Genomic DNA, 15,717 nt, shown 5'->3' with positions numbered 1-15,717 from the left:
CCATCCCTCACATAAAGTAAGCCTTTGTGACTCTAAGCTGAACGCACAAAATAACTAAGGGGCTTATTATGAGCACAACTGACGATTCATTCTCTGTTACCCACGACCCGATTGATATTCAGCGGCCATCGCTCAAAGAGCGCTGGTGGCATATTATGGATACCTGGAAAATCGGCATTATTCCTCTGCCGCTGTTCGTTCTGGCGGGCGCGCTGATTGCGATTGATTGCCTGGGCGGAAAACTGCCGAGCGACATTGTGGTCATGGTGGCCACGCTGGCCTTCTTCGGCTTTGCCTGCGGTGAATTCGGCAAACGCCTGCCGATTGTCGGCAAGCTCGGTGCGGCGGCAATTTGCGCCACCTTTATCCCTTCCGCGCTGGTCTATTACGGCCTGCTGCCGGACGTGGTGGTTGAGTCCACGACCAAATTCTATAAATCCACCAATATTCTCTACCTCTATATCTGCTGCATTATCGTCGGCAGCATCATGAGTATGAACCGCACCGTGCTGATCCAGGGCTTCCTGCGCATCTTCTTCCCGATGCTGTGCGGTGAAATCGTCGGCATGATTGTCGGCATGGGTGTTGGGCTGGCGCTGGGCCTCGAGCCGTTCCAGATCTTCTTCTTTATCATTCTGCCGATCATGGCGGGCGGCGTCGGGGAAGGGGCGATCCCGCTCTCTATCGGCTATGCCACCCTGCTGCATATGGATCAGGGCGTGGCGCTCGGCCGCGTGCTGCCGATGGTGATGCTCGGCGGCCTGACGGCGATCATTATCTCCGGTTGCCTCAACCAGCTCGGTAAACGCTACCCGCACCTGACCGGTGAAGGCCAGCTGATGCCGAATCGCGCCAACGCTGATGCCACTGTTTCCCAACCTGCGTTCTCCGGCAAAGCGGACGTGACGACCATCGCCTCGGGCGCGCTGCTGGCGGTGCTGCTGTACATGCTGGGCATGCTCGGTCACAAGCTGATTGGTCTGCCAGCGCCGGTGGGCATGTTGTTTATGGCGGTGCTGGTGAAGCTCTGCAACGGCGCCTCTCCGCGTCTGCTGGAGGGTTCCCAGGTGGTGTACAAATTCTTCCAGACCTCCGTGACCTACCCAATCCTCTTCGCTGTCGGCGTGGCGATTACCCCATGGCATGAACTGGTGGCGGCGTTCACCGTCAGCAACCTGCTGGTGATTGTCAGCACCGTTTCCGCGCTGGTGGCGACCGGATTCTTCGTTGGCAAAAAGATTGGTATGCACCCGATTGATGTCGCCATCGTCTCCTGCTGTCAGAGCGGGCAGGGCGGCACCGGTGACGTGGCGATCCTGACCGCAGGCAACCGCATGAGCCTGATGCCATTCGCCCAGATTGCTACCCGTATCGGCGGCGCGATTAACGTCTCTGTCTCACTGCTGATTCTGGGCAACTTCCTCGTTTAAGTTTTCAGGAAAGAACAATGAAACTCGCAAGCTTTTTATACCAGGGAAAACGCAGCTACGGCATCGTACAGGCCGAAGGCGTGATTGATTTGGGCCGCCGCCTGGGCGACCGCTATGGCGACCTTAAAGCACTGTTGCAGGGGAACGGGCTGGCGCAGGCCACCCGTTTTCTGAACGACGCGGTGGATGTACCGCTGAACGCCATCACCTTCTTACCGGTGATTGTCCAGCCGGAAAAAATCCTCTGCGTGGGCATGAACTATGCCGACAAGCGCAAGGAGTTTGACCAGCACAACCCGGCCCCGACGCTGTTTGTCCGCTTCCCGGATTCACAGACCGGCCACAACGAGCCGGTGCTGAAGCCGCGCCACTCCAGCGAGTTCGACTACGAAGGCGAGCTGGCGGTGATCATCGGCAAAGGCGGGGAGAACATCAGCCGCGACGACGCCCTGCGCCACGTGGCGGGCTACAGCTGTTACATGGACGGCTCCGCCCGCGACTGGCAGCACACCTGGTTCACCGCCGGGAAAAACTGGCGCCAGACCGGGGCGTTCGGCCCGTGGATGGCGACGGCGGATGAGATCCCGGACCCGCACAGCCTGGCGATCCGCACCTGGCTGAACGGCCGCATGGTGCAGGAGGACAACACCAGCAGCATGATCCACAAGGTGGCGGAACTGATCGAGTATATCAGCACCTTCACCCGTCTCAGCCCGGGCGACGTGATCATCACCGGCTCGCCTGGTGGCGTGGGTAAAAAGCGCAACCCGCCGCTGTTTATGAAGGAGGGGGATCGAATTGAGGTGGAGATCGAGCATATCGGTCATCTGAGCAACGTGATCGTGGAAGCGCCAGCCGTCGGGCTCGCGGCAGCGCACTGAGTAAGGCGGCAGCATGCAATCGCAACCCATTGATTTTCGGCACACCGTTGTGGCGAAACACCCGGAACGCTTAAGCCAGATCCGCTACCTGCTGGCAGACAGCGGCCTTGGCCTGGACAACGACATCACGCTCTTTGTCGAAGCCTGGTCCGGCGCGCAGCTGGTGGGTTGCGCCGGGCTGGCTGCCAACGTCATCAAATGCGTGGCGGTCAACGAGCAGCTTCGTGGGGAAAACCTCAGCGCGCGTCTGCTGGCAGAGGTGGAAAACGCGGCGCTGGAGCGCGGCCATTTTCACCTCTTCCTCTGCACCCGTCCGTGCAATAAGGAGCGCTTTGGCCGCAGCGGTTTCTGGCCGATTGCCCAGAGCGGGAACAACGCGGTGCTAATGGAGAACACTCCGCAGGGGATCGCGCGCTACTGCCGATCCCTGCGCGCTAAGCGCAGGTGTGGGGAAAAAACGGGCGCGATCGTGATGAACGCCAATCCCTTCACCCTCGGCCATCGTCATCTGGTGGAGCAGGCGGCGACGCAGTGCGATGCCCTGCATCTGTTTGTGGTGCGTGAAGACGCCTCGTTCTTCCCGTTCAGCGCGCGCATTGAGATGGTGCGTGCGGGCGTGGCGCATCTGCCGAACGTGGTGGTGCATGAAGGCTCGCAGTACATCATCTCCCGCGCCACCTTCCCGGCCTACTTCCTGAAGGAGACCGGCAAAGTGCAGCAGGCGTGGAGCGAGATCGACGTGCTGATCTTCCGGGACTATATCGCCCCGGCGCTGGGCATCACGCACCGCTTCATCGGCTCGGAGCCGTTCTGCGACATCACCCGCCAGTACAACCAGACGCTGCACGACCTTCTGGCCTCGCATATTGAGGTGGTGGAGATGCCGCGCATCAAGGCCACCGGCAACGCCATTTCGGCCTCGGAAGTGCGCCGTTTACTCAAGACACAGCAGTTTTCCCGGATCCGGGAGATTGTCCCGGACTCCACCTTCGCGCACCTCGAAGCACATTATCGTGCGAGTGCGGAAGTCGCATAACTATCAGGAATTTATCATGAATATTGTAAGGGAGGCGCTGGCCGGAACGCAGGAGTCCAGCGACCTGATGGTGAAAATCGCCCCCGCTCACGGTGAGCTGGAGATTGTCATCCACAGTGAAGTGATTAAGCAGTTTGGCGAGCAGATACGCCAGGTGGTCAACGACACATTGCGCGCCATGAACGTGCACCAGGGATTAATCATTATTGACGACAAAGGGGCGCTGGACTGTGTGATCCGCGCTCGCCTGCAAAGCGCGCTTCTGCGTGCCGCCGATGAACAGGCCATCAACTGGGGGGCGCTGAAATGAGCAAACTCCGCCGCAGTATGCTGTTCCTGCCAGGCGCCAATGCCGCCATGCTCTCTACCGCCTTTATCTACCGCCCCGACTCCATCATGTTTGACCTTGAGGACGCCGTGGCCCTGCGCGAGAAAGACACCGCACGCATGCTGGTGTTCCACGCGTTGCAGCACCCGATGTATCAGGATATCGAAACCGTGGTGCGCATTAACCCGCTGAGCACGCCGTTTGGCCTGCTGGATCTGGAGGCCGCCGTGCGCGCGGGCGTGGACGTTATTCGTCTGCCGAAAACCGACACGCCGGACGACATCTACGAGCTGGAAGGCCACCTCGAGCGCATTGAGCAGGAGTGCGGGCGCGAAGTGGGTTCCACCCGCGTGATGGCGGCGATTGAATCGGCCATTGGCGTTATCAACGCCGTGGCGATTGCCCGCAGCTCCCCGCGCCTGATCGGCATCGCGCTGGCCGCCTTTGACTACGTGATGGACATGCAGACCGAGCGCGGCGACGGCACCGAGCTGTTCTATGCCCGCTGCGCCGTGCTGCACGCCGCACGCGCCGCCGGTATCGACGCCTTCGACGTGGTGTGGTCCGACGTTAACGACGAAGCCGGGTTCCTGCGCGAGGTCGACCTGATCCGCAAGATGGGCTTCAACGGCAAATCGCTGATTAACCCGCGCCAGATAGACCTGCTGCACAACGCCTACGCCCCGACTCAGGAAGAGGTGGATCACGCCAAAAGGGTGATTGAGGCGGCAGAAGAGGGCGAGCGTAACGGCCTGGGCGTGGTGTCGCTCAACGGCAAAATGGTGGATGCACCGATTATTAACCACGCGCAGGTGGTGCTGGAGCGCGCGGCGGCCTCTGGCGTGCGTCGGTAAGGATGACATAATGAATCAGACAGAACTTCTCCATGTAAATTTCCCCCATCTGCGGGATCTGAAACCCTTTGATACCGCCCACAGCGCGACGCCGTGGCTGGCGGACAGCGAGGCGAAGCACAGCCGCAAGCTCTGCGCCTCAATTGAAGAGGCGGTTAAGCGCAGCGGCTTGCAGGACGGGATGACCATCTCCTTCCACCATGCCTTTCGCGAAGGCGACCGGGTGATCAACACCGTCGTGGCGCTGCTGGCGCGGATGGGCTTCAAAAATCTGACCCTGGCTTCCAGCTCGCTGATGACCTGCAATGACGCGCTGATCGAGCATATCGAGAGTGGCGTCATCACCCGGATTTACACCTCCGGCATGCGCGGCAGGCTGGCGGATGCCATCTCCCATGGGCTGATGGACGAGCCGGTGCAAATTCACTCCCACGGCGGGCGCGTGAAGCTGCTTCAGGACGGCGAGCTGAACATCGACGTGGCGTTTCTCGGCGTGCCGTGCAGCGATGAGTTTGGCAACGCCAACGGCACGCACGGAAAATCGTGCTGCGGTTCGCTGGGCTACGCCATGGTGGATGCGCACTTTGCCCGTAAGGTGGTGCTGCTGACCGAAGCGCTGGTGCCATTCCCCAATATGCCCGCCAGCCTGGTGCAGGATCAGGTGGACTACATCGTGCAGGTGGAGAGCGTGGGCGACCCGGCGAAAATCAGCGTCGGCGCGGCGCGCGTCACCAGCAATCCGCGCGAGCTGATGATCGCCCGCTATGCGGCGGACGTGATTGAACACTCTGGCTATTTCAAACCGGGCTTCTCGATGCAGACCGGCTCCGGCGCAGCGGCCACCGCCTGCACCCGTTTTATGGAAGAGAAGATGGAGCGCGGCGGCGTGAAGGCGCGCTTCGCCCTTGGCGGCATCACCGGCAGCCTGGTGGATCTGCACGAGAAGGGGCTCATCGAAAAGCTGCTCGACACCCAGTGCTTTGACGGCCAGGCAGCGGCCTCGCTGGCGCGCAACCCGAACCACGTGGAGATCTCCACCAACGTCTACGCCAACCCCGGCAGCAAGGCGGCAAGCTGCGACCAGCTCGACGTGGTGATCCTCAGCGCCCTGGAAATCGACGTCGACTTTAACGTCAATGTCATCACCGGCTCCGATGGCGTGATGCGTGGCGCATCCGGCGGACACTGCGACGTGGCGGCGGCAGCCAACCTGACCATTGTGGTCGCGCCGCTGCTGCGAAGCCGCATCCCGACCGTCGTGAAGCGCGTTACCACCCGCCTCACGCCGGGGGAGAGCATTGACGTGCTGGTCACCGACCACGGTATTGCGGTCAACCCGGCGCGCCCGGAGATCCGCGAACGACTTATGGAAGCAGGGCTGAAGGTTGTAGATATCAACGCGCTGTATGAGCGAGCGATTTCGTTGACAGGCGTACCGAAACCGATTGAGTTCACCGACAAAATCGTCGGGGTGATCCGCTACCGCGACGGCAGCGTGATCGACACCGTTCGACAGGTAAAGGAGGAAGTGTGACTATTGCGACACCCGTGCGGACGGGTGTCAGCCTGGACGAACTGCTGGCGGCGAAAGAGCGCCGCGCAGCGCGCCAGGCTGACATGCTTGCGCACTATCAACAACCGGTGATCTCCCTCACGCTGGTTACGCCCGGGGAAATCAAAGACAGCCTTCGCTATCGCAACACCATGGGCGTGGCGCTGCAAATGTGCGACCAGCTGCTGTGGGAAAACCGCTGGCAGGTGCTGGACCGTAAGGTGCTGTGGCTACCCACCGGACCTGAAGCCTTGTGGTGCATCGCGCATCCGGCGGCGGAAATTAAGGCGCACTGTGCAGAACTGGAGCAGACGCACCCACTCGGCAGGCTGTGGGATCTGGATGTGATCTGCCCTGAAAACGGCCACGTGGGCCGTCAGTCGCTGGGGGAGAATCTCAGACGCTGCCTGATCTGTGACGAGCCCGCCCACGCCTGTTCCCGTTCGCGCAATCACCCCGCTGAGCAGGTGGTTTCCCGCGTGGAGAAGATGATCGATGACTGGTTTGCTCGCGACTGAACCGCGCCCGGTTGATCTCCCTGCGCTTGCCGCAGATGCGCTGTGGCAGGAGCTGGAGCTGACGCCAAAACCGGGGCTGGTGGACAGGCTCAATAACGGCTCCCATCGCGATATGGACCATGCCTTGTTTGTCCGCAGCATTATGGCGATTACGCCGTGGTTTGCCCGGTTTGCGGAACTGGGTGAAGCACATGCGGCCAAACCTGCCGATCGGCAGTTGCGGATTCTTCGCCCAATGGGAATGGCCTGCGAGCAGGCAATGTACGCCGCCACGGGCGGGGTAAATACCCACAAGGGCGGGATTTTTGCCCTCGGTTTGCTCTGCTTCGCCGCCGGGCGTGTGAAAAATATCTCTGCGGATAGCCTCTGTTGTGAGGTAAGTAACATCTGTCGTGGGCTGGTGGCGAGGGAGCTGGCCGGGCGCAGCGGGCATGCAACGGCGGGGGAGCGGCAGTTTCAGCTGTACGGTTTAACCGGCGCGCGTGGCGAGGCAGAAAGCGGCTTTGCCACGGTGCGTAAGGCTTTGGATGCGTGGAACGGTCAGTCGCTTCACGGCCTGCTGTTGCGCCTGATGGCGGTAAATCAGGACAGCAATCTCGTTTCGCGCGGCAGCATTGAGGGGCTGCGCTACGTTCAGGGCTACGCGCGGGAATTACTGGCTAACGGCTGGGACTGCGAGGCGTTGCTGAAGATGGATAAGGCATTGATTGAACGCAATCTGAGCCCGGGCGGCAGCGCGGATTTGCTGTCGGTGGGGTGGGTGCTTTCTGGAATAAAATAGCCGGGTGGCGGCTACGCCTTACCCGGCCTACGGTCTGGTTTTGTAGGCCCGGTAAGCGCAGCGCCACCGGGCACAACAATCAATGCGCGATCGGCTGTGCACCGTGCGGCTCGCGCACGTGCTTGTACTTGAACAGCGCGATGAACGCGAAGAACAGCACCAGCGAGTACCCGGCGAAGATCAGCCACACTGGCTGCCAGTTGGTGATGCCGTTGGTGGTGTACATCTCAACCACTTTACCGCTCACCACGCCGCCCAGAATACAGCCGAAGCCGTTGGTCATCATCAGGAACATGCCCTGCGCACTGGCGCGGATTTCAGGTTTCACCTCTTTTTCCACAAACACCGAGCCGGAGATGTTGAAGAAGTCGAAGGCACAGCCGTAAACAATCATCGACAGAACCAGCAGCACGGTGCCGAACGCGCTTGGGTCGCCATAGGCGAACAGACCGAAGCGCAACATCCAGGCGGCGATACTGATCAGCATGACGTTCTTGATACCGTAGCGGCTCAGGAAGAACGGGATGGTCAGGATGAACAGCGTCTCGGAGATCTGCGAGATGGACATCATCACCGACGCGTGTTCGACGATAAAGCTCCCGGCAAACAGCGGATCGTTATCGAAGCTGTGCAGGAAGGTATTACCGAACATGTTGGTGATTTGCAGTTCCGCGCCCAGCAGCATGGAGAAGATAAAGAAGATCGCCATGCGCTTGTTTTTAAACAGTGCGAAGGCGTCCAGGCCAAGCATGGTGCTCCAGCTCTGGTTTTTCTGCTGATTAGATACCGGAATGGTGGGCAGTGTCAGGGTGAACAGCGCCAGCAGTACGGAGAGCGCCGCGCCGATGTAGAGCTGCATATGGCTCAGCTCGAAGCCCGCGAAGCTCACGCCCCACATCGCCATGATAAAGCCGATGGTGCCCCAGATACGGATTGGCGGGAAGTCGGTGACGATATCCAGACCGGCAGATTTCAGGCGATAGTAGGAGATGGTGTTGATCAGGCCAAGCGTTGGCATATAGGCCAGCGAGTTAAGCAGGATCACCATGAACATCGCCCCCGGCGTGGTCACTTCGGCCGCCATAAACAGCGTCCCCGCACCCACCAGGTGGCAAAGCATATACAGCCATTTCGCGCTTAGCCATTTATCCGCCACGATACCGAGCAGCGTTGGCATGAAGACAGCCGCAATACCCAGCGAGCTGTAAACGGCACCGATCGACGCACCATCGAACTTGAGCGTCACAAACATATAGGAGCCGAGTGTAGTCAGCCAGCTACCCCACAGGCAGAACTGCAGAAACGACAAGATTTTAAGCTGCAGCTTAAGGTTCATGTTACTTTCCTCACAAGTGAGCGGGAGATATGTTGTTTTGGGAACATTCAGGGTTGTTATTTGATGCAATTCTATCAGTTGGCAACGATATGTTTTGTTACCTCCCGCAAAAAAATGCAATCCACATTAATTTGCAGTCTGGATTGTGATGCAAATAGCATTTTCGTATGGGTGGGATGAGATGGGTGCGGTCTGATGCCCTCACCCTGGCCCTCTCCCACAGGGAGAGGGGAAGCAGAACACCTTCTCATTGCAGGAGAAGGTGTGTTGACTAGCGGCGACGGTAGTTCTTCTGCGCCGTATTCACCTTATACAGATAGCGGCGTGATTCCGCAGACGGGTGGCGGGTGGTGAGGGTTGAGTAGACATCCCCCGGCGCCATGCTGTTGATGATGTTCGCGGCCTGCACTTTGTCATTTGAGAAGACGCGCAGCACGCTGCCCGCGCCACCGTTATAGGCGGTGATCACCGCATAGCGGCGTGAGGTTGGGTTATCAATCCCGCCCAGGTAGACATTGTTCAGCATCGCCAGGTAGGCCGTACCGGTATCAATGTTGCTTTGCGGATCGAACAGGTAGCTGCGGCTCGGCGTGCCGGATTTCCCCTGTGCGCGGAACACGTCTTTACCGGCGCTGTGCTGTACAACCTGCATCAGCCCCAGCGCGTCGGAACGGCTTACCGCGTAGGGGTTGAACGAGGACTCGGTCTGCATAATCGCCAGGATCAGCGACTCATCCACGCCATACTTACGCGACGCCTGACGCACCATGCCCAGATACTTATGCGCACGCTTGTCGAGGTGGTTCGGCACCAGGTTGATCGTGACGCTGTAGATCACTTTCAGGCCGTTGGTGCGGCTTTTCAGGCGCGTTTGCAGCAGGTAGTCGGCAAATTTCGTGGCGCGGCCTTCCCAGCGGATCGGCTGACCGGTCTGGTCAACGACCTGGCCATACAGAAACGGCTCTTTGGAGATGGTGATGTCATCGGCATCAGAGTAGAGGTCGATAGACCCCGGATCGTCGCCCATCAGCAGGGTTTTGATGATGGCCTGACGTAAATGCGCCGCAGGTTCAGTCCCTGCGATGGTTTCAACCGTAATCGTACCGTCATCGAAGTTGATGTGGCTACGGGTCTGATAGGCGTCGGTGTACTTAACGTAGTCCTTCGGTCCGGCAATAAGAACTTCGTTAAATCCCCATATGTTCTCGATGTTGTGGGCAAACTGCCCCATCAAAATGTCAAAACCGTTGGTGTCCTTGACCCAGGCTTCGTTGTATTCATCGCCTTTTTTGGAAGAACAAGACACAAGCAACGGCGCAACAAGGGCTAGCGCTAAAAGTTTTTTCATCATTCCGGGAGTGCGTGTTGTGTTTGCTTTGGGGTTGCTGTTGCCGGGTGGCGCTGCGCTTACCCGGCCTACAAAACCGTAGGCCCGTGCAAGCGCAGCGCCGCCGGGCAGCAGCCGCAGAGTATTATTTTTCCGGTGGCGTATAGCCTTCGATATGTACGTCTTTACCCTCGAACAGGAAGTTCACCATCTCCTGCTCCAGCAGTTTGCGGTGTTCCGGGTTCATCATGCTGAGCTTTTTCTCGTTGATCAGCATGGTCTGCTTCTTCTGCCACTGTCCCCAGGCTTCTTTGGAGATCTCGTTGTAAATGCGCTTACCCAGGTCGCCCGGGTAGAGCTGGAAATCCTGGCCTTCAGCGTCGCGCTGTAGGAAAGTACAAAAAATGGTTCTGGCCATACTCATTCCTCTTTGTCTTGCCGATGCTAAACCATTGCACCGACACGTAATTGCTGTAACAGGCGCTCCACGGGAGCCGCCAGCCCGACTGATGGCGGTTGCGCTAAGTTATACCAGAGAGCGGTGCCTTCATCCATGCACGACGTGAATGAGGACACGGGAAGCCACATCGGCACAATATCCAGATGGAAATGGCTGAAGGTATGACGGAACGCGTTGAGTTGCGTCAGGGTATCGGCCGCAATGCCGCGCTGTTCAAGCCATGCCCGAAGTGAGGCTTCATCCTCAAACTGTGGGAAGCAGTATAGACCACCCCACAGGCCACTCGGCGGGCGCTGAGCGAGAAACACCTCGTCGCCATGCTGCATCAGCAGCATGTACCCGGTGCGTTCAGGCAGCGTCTGCTTCGGTTTTTTCCCCGGATACTGCGCCCAGGTGTGGTTCGCATAGGCCATGCAGAGGTTGTTTACCGGGCAAAGTTCGCACTTCGGTTTTGAACGGGTGCAGACCATCGCGCCCAGATCCATCATCGCCTGGTTAAAACGCGCCACCCCTTTCGCCGGAGTGACCGCTTCACTGATCTCCCACAGGCGTTTCTCAACCTCTTTCTTGCCCGGCCATCCATCTATGGCGTAGCAGCGTGCGAGCACGCGCTTGACGTTGCCGTCGAGAATAGGGAAATGTTTGCCTAAAGAGAGGGAGAGGATTGCGCCTGCGGTTGAACGCCCGACGCCGGGCAAATCCGCCACCTCGTCAAAGGTCTCCGGAAATTTACCGTTGTGGCGGGTGGCGACCTGCTGTGCGGCTTTGTGCAGGTTGCGCGCGCGGGCGTAATAGCCGAGGCCTGTCCACAGGTGCAGTACCTCGTCCAGCGGCGCGTTGGCCAGATCGGTGATTGTCGGGAAGCGCGCCATAAAACGCTCGAAGTAAGGAATGACCGTCGCGACCTGCGTTTGTTGCAACATCACCTCGGAGAGCCATACTTTGTAAGGCGTTTTTTCAATTTGCCAGGGCAGGGTTTTACGCCCGTATTTGTCGTACCAGTCCAGCACCTGGGCTGAAAATTGAGAGGCTTGCATGGTCATCGATTCGCTTAATCAGGGACGCAGATTGCAGCACAGCGTCAATCTGCTGTAAACCGGATCTTTCCCATGCTTGCATAGAAGCCTTAACTTTGGATAATGCCCGTTTCCCGAACATTCTCACAAGCAGACAACTCTTTTATGAAAAACGACGTCATTTCACCGGAATTTGATGAAAACGGTCGCCCGCTGCGCCGTATTCGCAGCTTTGTCCGCCGTCAGGGGCGCCTGACAAAAGGGCAGCAACACGCGCTGGACAACTACTGGCCGGTGATGGGCGTTGAGTTCAGCGAGCAACCGCTCGACTTCACCGACCTGTTTGGCCGCGACGCGCCAGTGACGCTGGAGATTGGTTTTGGCATGGGCACCTCGCTGGTGACCATGGCAAAAGCGCGCCCGGAGCAGAACTTCCTCGGTATTGAAGTACACTCGCCGGGCGTCGGTGCGTGCCTGGCAACGGCCCACGAAGAGGGCGTTGAGAACCTGCGCGTCATGTGTCACGACGCGGTGGAAGTGCTGCACAAAATGATTCCTGACAATTCTTTGAACATGGTTCAGCTCTTTTTCCCTGACCCATGGCACAAAGCGCGTCATAATAAACGCCGTATCGTTCAGGCGCCGTTTGCCGAGCTGGTGAAAAGTAAGCTCAAGCTGGGCGGCGTTTTCCACATGGCAACCGACTGGGAACCTTATGCGGAACATATGCTGGAAGTGATGTCGTCCCTGGACGGGTATAAAAATCAGTCTGAAAGCAACGACTACGTACCGCGTCCGGATTCACGTCCGGTGACAAAATTTGAACAGCGTGGCCATCGTCTTGGTCACGGCGTATGGGACTTAATGTTCGAGAGGGTGAAATAATGGCAAAGAATCGTAGCCGTCGTCTGCGTAAAAAGATGCACATCGAAGAATTCCAGGAAGTGGGTTTCTCCGTTGCCTGGCGTTTCCCGGAAGGCACCAGCGTTGAGCAGATCGATCAGGACGTTGATGCGTTCATCAACGAGGTGATCGAGCCAAACAAGCTGGCCTTCGACGGTAGCGGCTATCTGGCGTGGGAAGGTCTGATTTGCACCCAGGAAGTGGGGAAATGCACCGAAGAGCATCAGGCGCTGGTACGCAAATGGCTTGAAGACCACAAACTGGAAGATGTCCGCGTTAGCGAACTTTTCGACGTTTGGTGGGACTAATAAAGCAAGAACGGGCCAGCATTAGCTGGCCCATTTTGTCTGAGGGAGTGTTAAAGATGCGCAAAACGTTGCTGGCTGTTGCTTTACTGGCAATCGGATCCACCGCCCATGCGGAGTATAAATGTAGCGTCACCCCGCGTGATGACGTGGTGCTGAGTCCGCAAACCGTGCAGGTTAAGGGCGAGAATGGCAATCTGGTGATTACGCCGGATGGCAACGTGACCTTTAACGGCAAACCGCAAAACCTGACGGCCGCTCAGCGCGAGCAGGCGATGGACTACCAGGCCGAGTTGCGTACCGCGCTGCCCTGGATCAACGATGGCGCGCTGACCCGCGTTGAAAAGAGCCGCGTGGCGCTGGATAAAATCATCACCAAAGAGGTGGGGGAGAGCAGCAATATGCGCACCCGCCTGACGAAGCTGGATAAACAGCTGAAAGAGCAGATGAACCGTATTATCGAGACGCGCTCTGATGGCCTGACGTTCCACTATAAGGCGATCGATCAGGTGCGTGCCGACGGTCAGCAGCTGGTGAACCAGGCGATGGGCGGCATTCTCCAGGACAGCATCAACGAGATGGGCGCCAAAGCGGTGCTGAAGGGTGGCGGTAATCCGTTGCAGGGTGTACTGGGTAGCCTGGGCGGACTGCAAACCTCGATTCAGAACGAGTGGAAGAATCAGGAAGCCGATTTCCAGCAGTTCGGCAAAGACGTGTGTAAACGCGTGGTGTCTCTGGAAGACAGCCGGAAGGCGCTGGTGGGGACGTTGAAGTAACGCCTCTGCGCGAAGGACCCCTCACCCCGGCCCTCTCCCACAGGGAGAGGGAGTAACCAGTTCCCTCTCCCTGTGGGAGAGGGTTAGGGTGAGGGCATCAGGCATTGCAATCGTTGCAAAATAGCCATCAGCACCTGCTCCTCATTAGTCCTGAATTCATTATTCCAGAACCGTACGACTTCCCATCCGTTCGTATTCAAAAACGCGGTACGACGTGAATCATAGTTCTCCTCATCCTGATGTTGCCCACCGTCCAGCTCAATAATCAGCTTCGCCTTAAAGCAGGCAAAATCCACGATATACGGCCCAACCGGCATCTGACGACGAAACTTATACCCGAAGAAACGACGACCTCTGAGCAAATACCAGAGGCGTAATTCTTCGGGTGTCATTTGTTGCAGAGTTGTTTTGATTTTTCCATCCCCACACTCTGCCAGCCTTTCCCTCAGCCAGCAGAACGGGATGTAAAATTCTGAATCAGCCTTCAGGATTTTCAGCGAGGAACAGCTCAAGAAGGGAGTTTAAGAACAGCTTGCCGTGCTCGGTGATCTGCCAGGACTCATCACACTCGGTCAGATACCCCTGCGCCAGCGCCTCGTCAATCTGCGGACGAATCACTGACTCCGGCAGCCCGGTATAACGCGTAAATTCCGCGCGCGGTGCGGCTTCCAGCAGACGGAAGCGGTTCATAAAGAACTCAAACGGCTTATCCGCCGCCTCGACGTCGTGCTGACGCTCCAGGTAGCGGCCTTCCATATACCCGCGCGGGTGACGCGTTTTAGCGGTACGCAGAATGCGTCCGTCCGGGAAGGTCACTTTGCCATGTGCGCCGCAGCCAATTCCCAGATAATCACCAAAACGCCAGTAGTTCAGATTGTGCTGACACTGATAGCCCGGCTTCGCATACGCCGACGTTTCGTATTGCTGATACCCCGCCGCGGTCAAAAGCTGGTGGCCCTGCTCGAAGATATCCCACAGCGCGTCATCGTCCGGCAGCACCGGAGGACGGGAACCAAACAGGGTGTTAGGCTCAATGGTCAGCTGATACCACGACAGATGCGGCGGGTTCAGTTCAATCGCCTGACGCAAATCGTCCAGCGCTTCTTCGAGCGACTGATCCGGCAGGCCGTGCATCAGGTCGAGGTTAAAACTGCGCAGCCCGAGCCCCGTTGCCAGGTTCGCCGCGCGTTTTGCCTCTTCCGGGCCGTGGATACGCCCCAGACGCTTCAGCTTTGGCTCGCTAAAGCTCTGCACGCCGATAGAGATACGGTTCACGCCCGCACGCTGATACTCGACAAAACGGTCGGCCTCAACGGTACCGGGGTTGGCTTCCATCGTAATTTCAGCATCCACTGCCAGGTTCAGGCGTGCGCGCACGCCATCCAGCAGCGTCTGCATCGCCGGGCCTGAAAGCAGGCTCGGTGTACCGCCACCAATAAAAATGGTCTTCACTTCACGTCCCTGTGCGTACGATACATCGGCATCCAGATCGGCCAGCAGATGCGCGACGTAATCATCGTGCGGCACTTCGCCCTTCAGCGCGTGCGAGTTGAAATCGCAGTACGGGCATTTCTGCACGCACCATGGGATGTGAATATAAAGACTCAGAGGCGGCAAATTAGCCATTACGCAGTGCTTCCAGTAACAGTTTCAGGGCGCGTCCACGGTGGGAGATCGCGCTTTTCTCTTCGCGGGTGAGTTCCGCAGCGGTTTTTCCCTCGGTCGGGACAAAGAAAATCGGGTCGTAACCAAAGCCGCCGTTGCCCGCCGCTTCACGGGTGATCACGCCCGGCCAGCTGCCGTGACAGACAATCGGCGTGGGATCTTCCGCGTGACGCATGTAGACCAGCACGCAGTGGAACTGCGCGGTACGCTGTTCGTCAGGGACGTCTTTCAGGGCCATAAGCAGCTTTTCCAGATTCTGCTGGTCGGTGGCGTCCACCCCGGAATAGCGGGCGGAGTAAATCCCCGGCGCACCGCCCAGAAAATCCACGGCCAGACCGGAGTCATCGGCTATCGCGGGCAGTCCGGTGATCTGCGCGGCGTGGCGCGCTTTCAGAATGGCGTTTTCGATAAACGTCAGGCCGGTCTCTTCGGCGGAGTCCACGCCCAGCTCGGTCTGGGCCACCACGTCCAGCCCAAAATCATTTAATAGCGAGGCCAGCTCGCGCACTTTACCGGCGTTACCGGTGGCGAGAACAACTTTCTGCATGG

At 58.4% G+C, this 15,717-nt stretch carries 18 protein-coding genes; 11 read left to right on the top strand and 7 right to left on the bottom strand.

From position 1 onward, the window contains the following. Positions 1 to 68: 68 nt before the first annotated feature. Genes FZF21_RS18265 through citG form a run of 8 tightly spaced genes read left to right on the top strand, consistent with a single transcriptional unit; the run spans position 69 to position 7,380 of the window. Complete coding sequence (locus FZF21_RS18265) at positions 69 to 1,430, top strand: 2-hydroxycarboxylate transporter family protein (RefSeq protein ID WP_015571852.1); 1,362 nt, start codon at positions 69 to 71, stop codon at positions 1,428 to 1,430. 17 nt (positions 1,431 to 1,447) lie between these two features. Beyond that, positions 1,448 to 2,311 (top strand): fumarylacetoacetate hydrolase family protein, encoded by an 864-nt coding sequence (locus tag FZF21_RS18260; RefSeq protein WP_015571851.1) that lies wholly within the window; start codon positions 1,448 to 1,450, stop codon positions 2,309 to 2,311. 13 nt (positions 2,312 to 2,324) lie between these two features. Continuing rightward, on the top strand, positions 2,325 to 3,347 hold the full coding sequence (gene citC, locus FZF21_RS18255) for a [citrate (pro-3S)-lyase] ligase (RefSeq protein WP_015571850.1): 1,023 nt from the start codon (positions 2,325 to 2,327) through the stop codon (positions 3,345 to 3,347). 16 nt (positions 3,348 to 3,363) lie between these two features. Continuing rightward, positions 3,364 to 3,657: a citrate lyase acyl carrier protein gene (gene citD, locus FZF21_RS18250; protein WP_040118086.1), complete on the top strand. Its 294-nt coding sequence runs from the start codon at positions 3,364 to 3,366 to the stop codon at positions 3,655 to 3,657. Then, a complete protein-coding gene (citE, locus tag FZF21_RS18245) occupies positions 3,654 to 4,529 on the top strand; it encodes a citrate (pro-3S)-lyase subunit beta (protein ID WP_023306921.1) in 876 nt (291 codons plus the stop codon). Before citD ends, citE begins: the two co-directional genes overlap by 4 nt. Positions 4,530 to 4,539: 10 nt before the next feature. Continuing rightward, positions 4,540 to 6,063 (top strand): citrate lyase subunit alpha, encoded by a 1,524-nt coding sequence (citF, locus tag FZF21_RS18240; RefSeq protein ID WP_023304410.1) that lies wholly within the window; start codon positions 4,540 to 4,542, stop codon positions 6,061 to 6,063. Then, positions 6,060 to 6,599, top strand: coding sequence for a citrate lyase holo-[acyl-carrier protein] synthase (gene citX, locus FZF21_RS18235; RefSeq protein WP_047738299.1), 540 nt, complete (start codon positions 6,060 to 6,062; stop codon positions 6,597 to 6,599). The genes citF and citX overlap by 4 nt, the downstream gene beginning before the upstream one ends. Continuing rightward, positions 6,577 to 7,380, top strand: coding sequence for a triphosphoribosyl-dephospho-CoA synthase CitG (citG, locus tag FZF21_RS18230; RefSeq protein ID WP_047738300.1), 804 nt, complete (start codon positions 6,577 to 6,579; stop codon positions 7,378 to 7,380). Before citX ends, citG begins: the two co-directional genes overlap by 23 nt. Before the next feature lie 79 nt (positions 7,381 to 7,459). On the opposite strand, the gene FZF21_RS18225 is transcribed toward citG, so the two are convergent. The 4 genes from FZF21_RS18225 to mutY form a co-directional block, all read right to left on the bottom strand. Next, positions 7,460 to 8,716: a nucleoside permease gene (locus FZF21_RS18225; protein ID WP_015571846.1), complete on the bottom strand. Its 1,257-nt coding sequence runs from the start codon at positions 8,714 to 8,716 to the stop codon at positions 7,460 to 7,462. Positions 8,717 to 8,987: 271 nt separating this feature from the next. After that, complete coding sequence (gene mltC, locus FZF21_RS18220; RefSeq protein WP_017382930.1) at positions 8,988 to 10,064, bottom strand: membrane-bound lytic murein transglycosylase MltC; 1,077 nt, start codon at positions 10,062 to 10,064, stop codon at positions 8,988 to 8,990. A gap of 124 nt (positions 10,065 to 10,188) precedes the next feature. Next, positions 10,189 to 10,461 carry an oxidative damage protection protein gene (locus tag FZF21_RS18215; protein ID WP_003862425.1) on the bottom strand — a complete coding sequence of 91 codons (273 nt, stop codon included), beginning with the start codon at positions 10,459 to 10,461 and terminating at the stop codon, positions 10,189 to 10,191. A gap of 26 nt (positions 10,462 to 10,487) precedes the next feature. Further along, complete coding sequence (gene mutY / locus FZF21_RS18210) at positions 10,488 to 11,540, bottom strand: A/G-specific adenine glycosylase (RefSeq protein ID WP_169810408.1); 1,053 nt, start codon at positions 11,538 to 11,540, stop codon at positions 10,488 to 10,490. A 144-nt stretch (positions 11,541 to 11,684) separates the two neighbouring features. Between mutY and trmB the strand changes: the two genes are divergently transcribed. Genes trmB through FZF21_RS18195 form a run of 3 tightly spaced genes read left to right on the top strand, consistent with a single transcriptional unit; the run spans position 11,685 to position 13,503 of the window. Next, positions 11,685 to 12,404, top strand: coding sequence for a tRNA (guanosine(46)-N7)-methyltransferase TrmB (trmB, locus tag FZF21_RS18205; RefSeq protein ID WP_015571843.1), 720 nt, complete (start codon positions 11,685 to 11,687; stop codon positions 12,402 to 12,404). Continuing rightward, entirely contained in the window at positions 12,404 to 12,730 is a 327-nt protein-coding gene (locus tag FZF21_RS18200) for a YggL family protein (RefSeq protein ID WP_003862421.1), read from the top strand. The genes trmB and FZF21_RS18200 overlap by 1 nt, the downstream gene beginning before the upstream one ends. Positions 12,731 to 12,786: 56 nt before the next feature. Beyond that, entirely contained in the window at positions 12,787 to 13,503 is a 717-nt protein-coding gene (locus tag FZF21_RS18195) for a DUF2884 domain-containing protein (RefSeq protein ID WP_003862419.1), read from the top strand. Positions 13,504 to 13,586: 83 nt separating this feature from the next. On the opposite strand, the gene FZF21_RS18190 is transcribed toward FZF21_RS18195, so the two are convergent. The 3 genes from FZF21_RS18190 to FZF21_RS18180 form a co-directional block, all read right to left on the bottom strand. Beyond that, positions 13,587 to 13,895, bottom strand: coding sequence for an endonuclease domain-containing protein (locus FZF21_RS18190; RefSeq protein ID WP_047729422.1), 309 nt, complete (start codon positions 13,893 to 13,895; stop codon positions 13,587 to 13,589). Between the two features lie 85 nt (positions 13,896 to 13,980). Further along, complete coding sequence (gene hemW, locus FZF21_RS18185; protein ID WP_017382926.1) at positions 13,981 to 15,129, bottom strand: radical SAM family heme chaperone HemW; 1,149 nt, start codon at positions 15,127 to 15,129, stop codon at positions 13,981 to 13,983. After that, the gene (locus FZF21_RS18180) at positions 15,122 to 15,715 is read right to left on the bottom strand and encodes an XTP/dITP diphosphatase (protein ID WP_039269793.1); all 594 of its coding nucleotides are present in this window, start codon (positions 15,713 to 15,715) and stop codon (positions 15,122 to 15,124) included. Before FZF21_RS18180 ends, hemW begins: the two co-directional genes overlap by 8 nt. Positions 15,716 to 15,717 lie beyond the last annotated feature (2 nt).

This window comes from Enterobacter sp. LU1 (assembly GCF_008271405.2).
Lineage (GTDB): Bacteria > Pseudomonadota > Gammaproteobacteria > Enterobacterales > Enterobacteriaceae > Enterobacter > Enterobacter hormaechei_C.
This window is presented reverse-complemented; position numbering and strand designations above follow the sequence as displayed.

Excerpts from the sequence above, each read along its gene's own strand:
- FZF21_RS18260 (WP_015571851.1), top strand. The coding sequence starts at position 1,448 with ATGAAACTCGCAAGCTTTTTATACCAGGGAAAACGCAGCTACGGCATC.
- FZF21_RS18215 (WP_003862425.1), bottom strand. The coding sequence starts at position 10,461 with ATGGCCAGAACCATTTTTTGTACTTTCCTACAGCGCGACGCTGAAGGC.
- FZF21_RS18200 (WP_003862421.1), top strand. The coding sequence starts at position 12,404 with ATGGCAAAGAATCGTAGCCGTCGTCTGCGTAAAAAGATGCACATCGAA.
- FZF21_RS18265 (WP_015571852.1), top strand. The coding sequence starts at position 69 with ATGAGCACAACTGACGATTCATTCTCTGTTACCCACGACCCGATTGAT.
- hemW (WP_017382926.1), bottom strand. The coding sequence starts at position 15,129 with ATGGCTAATTTGCCGCCTCTGAGTCTTTATATTCACATCCCATGGTGC.
- mutY (WP_169810408.1), bottom strand. The coding sequence starts at position 11,540 with ATGCAAGCCTCTCAATTTTCAGCCCAGGTGCTGGACTGGTACGACAAA.
- FZF21_RS18225 (WP_015571846.1), bottom strand. The coding sequence starts at position 8,716 with ATGAACCTTAAGCTGCAGCTTAAAATCTTGTCGTTTCTGCAGTTCTGC.
- FZF21_RS18190 (WP_047729422.1), bottom strand. The coding sequence starts at position 13,895 with ATGACACCCGAAGAATTACGCCTCTGGTATTTGCTCAGAGGTCGTCGT.
- trmB (WP_015571843.1), top strand. The coding sequence starts at position 11,685 with ATGAAAAACGACGTCATTTCACCGGAATTTGATGAAAACGGTCGCCCG.
- citD (WP_040118086.1), top strand. The coding sequence starts at position 3,364 with ATGAATATTGTAAGGGAGGCGCTGGCCGGAACGCAGGAGTCCAGCGAC.
- FZF21_RS18195 (WP_003862419.1), top strand. The coding sequence starts at position 12,787 with ATGCGCAAAACGTTGCTGGCTGTTGCTTTACTGGCAATCGGATCCACC.
- FZF21_RS18180 (WP_039269793.1), bottom strand. The coding sequence starts at position 15,715 with ATGCAGAAAGTTGTTCTCGCCACCGGTAACGCCGGTAAAGTGCGCGAG.
- mltC (WP_017382930.1), bottom strand. The coding sequence starts at position 10,064 with ATGAAAAAACTTTTAGCGCTAGCCCTTGTTGCGCCGTTGCTTGTGTCT.
- citG (WP_047738300.1), top strand. The coding sequence starts at position 6,577 with ATGACTGGTTTGCTCGCGACTGAACCGCGCCCGGTTGATCTCCCTGCG.
- citE (WP_023306921.1), top strand. The coding sequence starts at position 3,654 with ATGAGCAAACTCCGCCGCAGTATGCTGTTCCTGCCAGGCGCCAATGCC.
- citC (WP_015571850.1), top strand. The coding sequence starts at position 2,325 with ATGCAATCGCAACCCATTGATTTTCGGCACACCGTTGTGGCGAAACAC.
- citF (WP_023304410.1), top strand. The coding sequence starts at position 4,540 with ATGAATCAGACAGAACTTCTCCATGTAAATTTCCCCCATCTGCGGGAT.